Annotated in this window: 7 protein-coding genes, 1 pseudogene and 1 riboswitch; of the genes and pseudogenes, 6 read left to right on the forward strand and 2 right to left on the reverse strand. The window is 73.8% G+C overall.

Going from position 1 to position 6,575, the window contains the following annotated elements:
• The 6 genes and pseudogenes from tpiA (at position 1) to glyA (ending at position 4,927) form a co-directional block, all read left to right on the forward strand.
• Positions 1-792 (forward strand): triose-phosphate isomerase, encoded by a 792-nt coding sequence (tpiA, locus tag E1300_RS27335; RefSeq protein ID WP_131759945.1) that lies wholly within the window; start codon positions 1-3, stop codon positions 790-792.
• 163 nt (positions 793-955) lie between these two features.
• On the forward strand, positions 956-1,195 hold the full coding sequence (gene secG / locus E1300_RS27340) for a preprotein translocase subunit SecG (protein ID WP_131759946.1): 240 nt from the start codon (positions 956-958) through the stop codon (positions 1,193-1,195).
• An 81-nt stretch (positions 1,196-1,276) separates the two neighbouring features.
• Positions 1,277-1,651 (forward strand): RNA polymerase-binding protein RbpA, encoded by a 375-nt coding sequence (locus E1300_RS27345; protein WP_131759947.1) that lies wholly within the window; start codon positions 1,277-1,279, stop codon positions 1,649-1,651.
• Positions 1,652-1,842: 191 nt separating this feature from the next.
• Complete coding sequence (locus E1300_RS27350) at positions 1,843-2,334, forward strand: Lrp/AsnC family transcriptional regulator (RefSeq protein WP_131759948.1); 492 nt, start codon at positions 1,843-1,845, stop codon at positions 2,332-2,334.
• A 109-nt stretch (positions 2,335-2,443) separates the two neighbouring features.
• Positions 2,444-3,259 (forward strand): annotated as a pseudogene (locus tag E1300_RS54045) (DMT family transporter); the annotation flags it as partial.
• Between the two features lie 254 nt (positions 3,260-3,513).
• Positions 3,514-3,600: riboswitch (ZMP/ZTP riboswitch) on the forward strand.
• Between the two features lie 55 nt (positions 3,601-3,655).
• The gene (glyA, locus tag E1300_RS27360) at positions 3,656-4,927 is read left to right on the forward strand and encodes a serine hydroxymethyltransferase (protein ID WP_131759950.1); all 1,272 of its coding nucleotides are present in this window, start codon (positions 3,656-3,658) and stop codon (positions 4,925-4,927) included.
• 10 nt (positions 4,928-4,937) lie between these two features.
• Here the strand turns inward: glyA and E1300_RS27365 are convergent, their stop codons facing one another.
• Positions 4,938-5,750 (reverse strand): class I SAM-dependent methyltransferase, encoded by an 813-nt coding sequence (locus tag E1300_RS27365; RefSeq protein WP_131759951.1) that lies wholly within the window; start codon positions 5,748-5,750, stop codon positions 4,938-4,940.
• 53 nt (positions 5,751-5,803) lie between these two features.
• A partial coding sequence (locus E1300_RS27370; RefSeq protein WP_131759952.1) for a GNAT family N-acetyltransferase occupies positions 5,804-6,575 on the reverse strand: 772 nt, incomplete at its 5' end.

The following is a 6,575-nucleotide window of genomic DNA, read 5'->3' on the forward strand; positions in this document are numbered from 1 at the left end:
ATGGCCCCCGCACCTTCCCGCAAGCCGCTGATGGCCGGCAACTGGAAGATGAACAAGAACCACCTGGACGCGATCCTGCTCGTCCAGAAGATGGCGTTCGCGCTGAAGGACGCCGACTACGACGCGGTGGACGTGGCCGTGATCCCGCCGTTCACCGCGATCCGGTCCGTCCAGACGGTGATCGAGGCCGACCGGTACCGGATCCAGCACGGCGCGCAGGACGTCTCCCCGCACGCCTCCGGCGCCTACACCGGGGAGATCGCCGCCTCGATGCTGGCCAAGCTCGGCTGCTCGTACGCGATCGTCGGGCACTCCGAGCGGCGGCAGTACCACGGCGAGGACGACGCGCTCGTCAACGCCAAGGCCAAGGCGGCGCTCGGCGCCGACATCACGCCCATCCTGTGCGTGGGGGAGGGCCTGGAGGTCCGCCAGGCCGGCGGGCACGTCCCGCACGTCCTGGTCCAGGTGGACGGCGGTCTCGCGAAGCTCACCGCCGAGCAGGTCCGGCGCACCGTGATCGCCTACGAGCCGGTCTGGGCGATCGGCACCGGCGAGGTCGCCACGCCCAAGGACGCGCAGGAGGTCTGCGGGGCGATCAGGACGCGGCTCGCCGAGCTCTACGACGGCGGAGTGGCCGATGACGTGCGTATCCTGTATGGCGGCTCGGTCAAGGGCGGCAACATCGCGGGGATCATGGCGCAGGACGACGTGGACGGCGCCTTGGTGGGTGGTGCCAGCCTGGACCCGGGCGAGTTCGTCAAGATCTGCCGGTACCGGGATCTGCCCGCCTGATCAAAACTGATCAATTCCGCACGACATGGGGGTTCCTGCCGAACCAGGGGGAAGTTCGTCGTACCCTTCGTAGCTGACGGGTAAACCGCCCGGCTCGACCCTCCGTCCTTGAATACAGACATGCCCCGCTCCCCGCGGGGTCGGCCAGAGAAGGCGCTGAACTGTGATCATCGCATCGTCCATCGTGCTCATCGTCACGAGCCTGCTGATGGTGGTCCTCGTCCTGATGCACAAGGGCAAGGGCGGAGGCCTGTCCGACATGTTCGGCGGCGGCATCTCGTCGTCCCTGGGCGGGTCGTCGGTGGTGGAGCGCAACCTCGACCGGCTGACCATCGGAACCGGCGTGATCTGGTTCGCCTCGATCATCGCGCTCGGGCTGCTGTTCAAGCACAAGGGCGTCTGAGTCGCCTGTCTCATATGTACGAGCGCCGCGCCGCCCTCGGAGGTCACGGGCGGCGACGGCACACTAAGCGAGGAGTAGTCCGTGGGTAGTGGCAACGCGATTCGGGGCAGCCGCGTCGGGGCCGGTCCGATGGGAGAGGCGGAGCGCGGTGACGCGGCGCCCCGCGTCTGGGTGACCTTCTACTGCGCCAACCGGCACGAGACCCGCCCCAGCTTCGCGACCGACGTCGCGGTCCCCGAGACGTGGGACTGCCCGCGCTGCGGGTTCCCCGCCGGTCAGGACTCGGAGAACCCTCCGGCCCCGCCGAAGACCGAGCCGTACAAGACGCACCTGGCGTACGTGAAGGAGCGCCGCAGCGACGAGGACGGCGAGGCCATCCTCGAAGAGGCGCTGGCCAAGCTCCGCCAGAAGCGCGCCGCCGTCAAGAAGGCGCTGGAGGCCGCGGGCCGCGCCTGAGCCCGGCCCGCCGCCGTTGGAACGCATGGTCCCGCGCGGGGCCATGCGTTCTTCCGTTGGACCGATCCCTCGCGCCATGCCCCGCTTCGTTCCGGGACGGACCAAGGCGAATATCCTTCGGTGTACGGGACGCCGGAGCGCGGTTCGCGCGTGGGTGTTCGGCGTCCGCCCCGAGGCTTCGGAGGAACCCCATGGACGCGGTGGACCAGGCCATCCTGCGGCGCTTGCAGCGCGACGGCCGCCAGACCAACCGGGACCTGGCCGACGCCGTGGGGATCGCCCCGTCCACCGCGCTGGAGCGGACGCGGGCGCTGCGGGCCCGCGGCGTCATCACCGGCTTCCACGCCGCGGTCGACCTGGAGCGGCTGGACCGCGGCGTGCAGGCCCTCATCTCGATCCGGATCCGCCCGCAGTCGCGGGAGGCCATCGAGTCGTCCCGCGACAGCATGGCCGCGATGCCCGAGACGGTCGGGGTGTTCGTCGTGACCGGCAACGAGGACCTGCTCGTCCACGTGGCCGTGCCGAGCACCGCCTACCTGCGCGACTTCGTCCTCGACCGGCTGGCCCGCCGCAAGGAGTACGTGGACGTGCGGACCACCGTGGTCTACGACTACGTCCAGCCCGTGGAGCAGGCCGAACTTCCGGCGGCGGAGCGCCGCGACGGCCGAACGTCCTATAGGTGAGGCAGGCCCGTGTCCGGCGCGAGCGAACAGATGACGGCCCGGAGTCCTGTAACCGAACGAACGACGGCTGATCGCCTCGGAGTCCGCACTTTCTCCTAGCGTCGGGAGCATGAACCGACGGAACAATGGTGCCGGGCCGCTGCTTGTCCTCGCCGCGGGCGTCCTCTGGGGGACGGTGGGCCCGGCGCAGGTGCTGGCCGCCTCGTCCGCGAGCCCGGTGGCGATCGGCGGCGCCCGGATCCTCTCGGGCGGGCTCGTCCTCGCCGCCCTGGTGCTCGCCACGGAACCCCGGGCCTTCCGCGCCCTCTCCCGGCGGGCATGGCGGCCGCTCGCCGCCGCGTCAGCCGCCACCTGCGTCTTCCAGGCGACGTTCTTCAGCGCCGTGGACCGGACGGGCGCGGCCGTCGCGACCGCCGTGGTGTTCGGCCTCGCGCCCGTCTCGACCGGCCTGTGCGAGCGGATCGTGCTCGGGACGGCGCTGGCCCGCCGCTGGTGGATCGGGACGGCCGCCGCGGTCGGCGGCGTCGTCCTGCTCATGGCCCCCGGGCCGGACGTCCACGTCGATCCGGCCGGGGTGGCGCTGAGCCTGGCCGGCGGGACGTGCTTCGGCGTCTACACGGTCTCGGCCAAGGTCCTCACCGCCCGCGACGTGGTCGCCGGGGGCCGCGGCATGGCCGCCGCGGTGTCGGTGACGCTGCTCGCCGGCGGCGCGGTGCTGCTGCCGTGGACGCTCGCCGGGCTGCCCGCCCTCGCGGCACCCCGCTCGGCCGCGCTGGTGGCCTGGCTGGGGATCGCCGCGACCGCCGCCGCGTACATGGCGTTCGTCACCGGGCTGGAGCGGGTGACGGCCGCGGCCGCCGGGACGCTCAGCCTCGCCGAGCCCCTGGTCGCCGCGGTCCTCGCCGTCCTCGTGCTGGACGAGCGGATGTCGGCGCCGGTCGCGGCGGGCTCGGTGCTCCTGCTCGGAGGTCTCCTCGTCGTCTCCCTCCCCGGCCGCCCGAGCCCGTCGAGCCGATCGGGGCGACCGAGCCCATCAGGCCGACCAAGCCAATCGAGCCGATCGGGGCGACCGAGCCCATCAGGCCGACCAAGCCAATCGAGCCGATCGGGCCGACCGAGCCGACCGGGCCGGAGCCGGTCCGCGCGATCGCGGCCGGGCGCCGGGGCGGGCGGCTATGATTGCGGCAACGCGACTGGCGCAGTCAAGGTGGAGACGACCACCGGGGAGCGAATGTAGTCCGCACACCGCGCGCCTGGGTGTACGGGTTCCCCTGCCGGGGCGCCCGCACGAGCCCCCGGCGCGAGCAGCGCGGAGGCCGCCATGCACGAACCCGCCGTTCCCCACCTGCGGGACCAGGACCCGGAGATCGCCGGGCTGGTCGAGGCCGAGGCCCGCCGCCAGTTCGAGAAGCTGCGGCTCATCGCCTCGGAGAACTACGTGTCGCCCGCTGTGCTGGAGGCGACCGGGTCCGTCCTCACCAACAAGTACTCCGAGGGCTACGCGGGCCGCCGCTACTACGAGGGCCAGCAGAACGTCGACCCGATCGAGACCCTGGCCATCGAGCGGGCCAGGGACCTGTTCGGCGCCGAGCACGCGAACGTCCAGCCCTACTCGGGGTCGCCCGCCAACCTCGCCGTCTACCTGGCGTTCCTGGAGCCGGGCGACCCCGTGATGGGCCTGTCGCTGCCGATGGGCGGCCACCTCACCCACGGCTGGTCGGTGTCGGCCACCGGCAGGTGGTTCACCCCGGTCCGCTACGAGGTGCGCGCCGACACCGGGCGGGTGGACATGGACGAGGTGCGCGACCTCGCGCTCAAGGAGCGGCCGAAGCTGATCTGGTGCGGCGGCACCGCGATCCCGCGGACGATCGACTTCCCGGCGTTCGCGGAGATCGCCCGGGAGGCCGGCGCGGTCCTCGCCGCCGACGTCGCCCACATCGCGGGGCTCATCGCGGGCGGCGCGCACCCGTCCCCGATCGGCTTCGCCGACGTGGTCACCACGACCACGCACAAGACGCTGCGCGGCCCGCGCGGCGCGATGATCCTCTCGACGGCCGAGCACGCAAAGGCCGTCGACAAGGCGGTGTTCCCCGGCCTCCAGGGCGGCCCGCACGACCACACGACCGCCGCGATCGCCGTCGCGCTGAAGGAGGCGGCGCGGCCGGAGTTCGCCGCGTACGCCCGGCGGATCGTCGCGAACGCCAAGGCGCTCGCCGCCGCGCTCGCCGAGCGCGGCTACGACCTGATCTCCGGCGGCACCGACAACCACCTGATCCTCATCGACCTGACGAACAAGGGCGTGCCGGGCAAGCCCGCCGCGCAGGCCCTCGACCGCGCCGGCATCGAGCTGAACTACAACGCCGTGCCGTTCGACCCGCGCAAGCCGTTCGACCCGTCCGGGCTGCGGCTCGGCACCGCGGCGATCACCACGCGCGGGCTGACCGAGGAGCGGATGCCGCAGGTGGCCGCCTGGATCGACGAGGTCGTCCAGGCCGTCGCCGGGCAGGACGAGGCGGTCGTCGAGCGGGTGGCGGGGGAGGTCCGCGAGATGCTCGCCGCGTACCCGATGCCCGGCTGGGCGCCCACCCCCTGACCCCGCCGGGTCAGGCCGGGCGCAGCAGCGTGATCATGCGCCAGGCGTCGGGGTGGGCGAGGTCCACGGCGTCCTCGCCCACCCCGAAGTCGCCGTACCGGGCGACCGTGCGGAGCCCGCCCGCGAGCCGGATCGCCGCGTCCAGCTCGGTCGCCGTCCAGAAGCGGTAGGGGACGACGTCGCGGATCACCCGCGTCGCGCCGTCCCGGCCGTCGCCGCCGTCTTCGGTGATGGTCATCGTGACGTGGTCGTCGGCGATCTGCGTGACCGGGTCGAGGCGGTCCGCCGGCTCGCCCCAGCGCACGGTGGCCTGGACGCCGTCCCGCTCGACCGTCCAGCCGGTGCTGACGCTCGGGTCGTCGCCGAGGCGGTCGCGGGGGTGCGACATCTCCACGACGTAGAGGCCGCCGGGGGCGAGGTGCGCGGCCACCCGGTCCAGGTGCGCGACGAACGCGTCCAGGGTCATCAGGTGGGACGTGGAGTCGAGCATGGTGATCACGAGGTCGAACCGGCGGCCGAGGTCGAACCGGGTCATGTCGTCCTGGACGACCTCCAGCAGGACCCCGGCCTCCTTCGCGGCGCGAGCCGCGTAGGCGCACATCGCCGGGTTGAGGTCGAGCGCGGTCGCCGCCAGGCCGCGGGCGGCCAGCTCGCGCGCGTGCTCGGCGGGTCCGGCGGCGAGCTCCAGCGCCGTCCGGACGGGACCCGCCGCGCTGGGGCGGTGCCGGGCGCACCAGCCGAGGAGGACGTCCACCTCGGCCGGCACGTCGCGGAACGAGCACGCCAGCTCGTACGCCCAAGGATCGTCGTAGATGCCGGTCACCCGCCCATCCTGCCAGCCGGGCGGGGGCCCGGGGCGCGGTCCGGGACCTCGCGTCAGGCGGTCCGGGAGTGCGCGGGGGAGTCGGAGGCGGCGGCGCGGCCGTCCAGCCGGAGCCGGATCTCGACGATGCCGTCCTCGTCGGTTCGCCGGGTGCGGCCGCCGAGCGAGACCAGCAGCCGGCGCATCCGCGCGTTCTCGCTCAGCGCGCTCGCGCGCAGCTCGACCAGGCCCCGGTCGCGGCCGTGGGTGAGCAGCAGGCCCGCCAGCGCGCGCCCGAGGCCGCGCCCCTGCCAGGCGTCCTCGACCAGGAACGCCACCTCCGCCACCCCCGGGTCCACGAGGTGGATGAGGTGCGCCAGCGCCAGCAGCGACCCGTCCGGGCCCTCGGCGACGAGCGTGAGCCCGTGCGCCGGCTCGCAGAACCGCTCGACGGCCCGCGGCGGCGGATACGGCTTGGGGCTGAAGTACCGCATCCGGCGGCTCTCCAGCGAGCACCGCTCGTGCAGGGCCCGGACGGCATCGGCGTCGCGGCGCTCGATCGGCCGGACCACGACGTGCGTGCCGTCGCGGAGCGGGACCCGGCGCGACGCGGGACGGGGCCGCTCGGCCGGCAGCGCGGCGCGGACGAGCGCGTCGGCGCGCGCCGCCTCCGTCGCGGTGAACGGCAGCCCGAAGCGGCGCAGCCGGACGGCGCGCCCCCCGCCCACCGGGACGAGGAGGACGCACCGGTCGTCCCCGTCCTCCCCGTCCGCGCCGTCCGGGGCCGGTCCGGTGGCCCAGGACGACTCGTCCGCGCGGAGCAGCTCGGCGAGGATCGCGGGGACG

The sequence above is a fragment of the Actinomadura fibrosa genome (assembly GCF_900659615.1).
GTDB lineage: Bacteria > Actinomycetota > Actinomycetes > Streptosporangiales > Streptosporangiaceae > Spirillospora > Spirillospora fibrosa.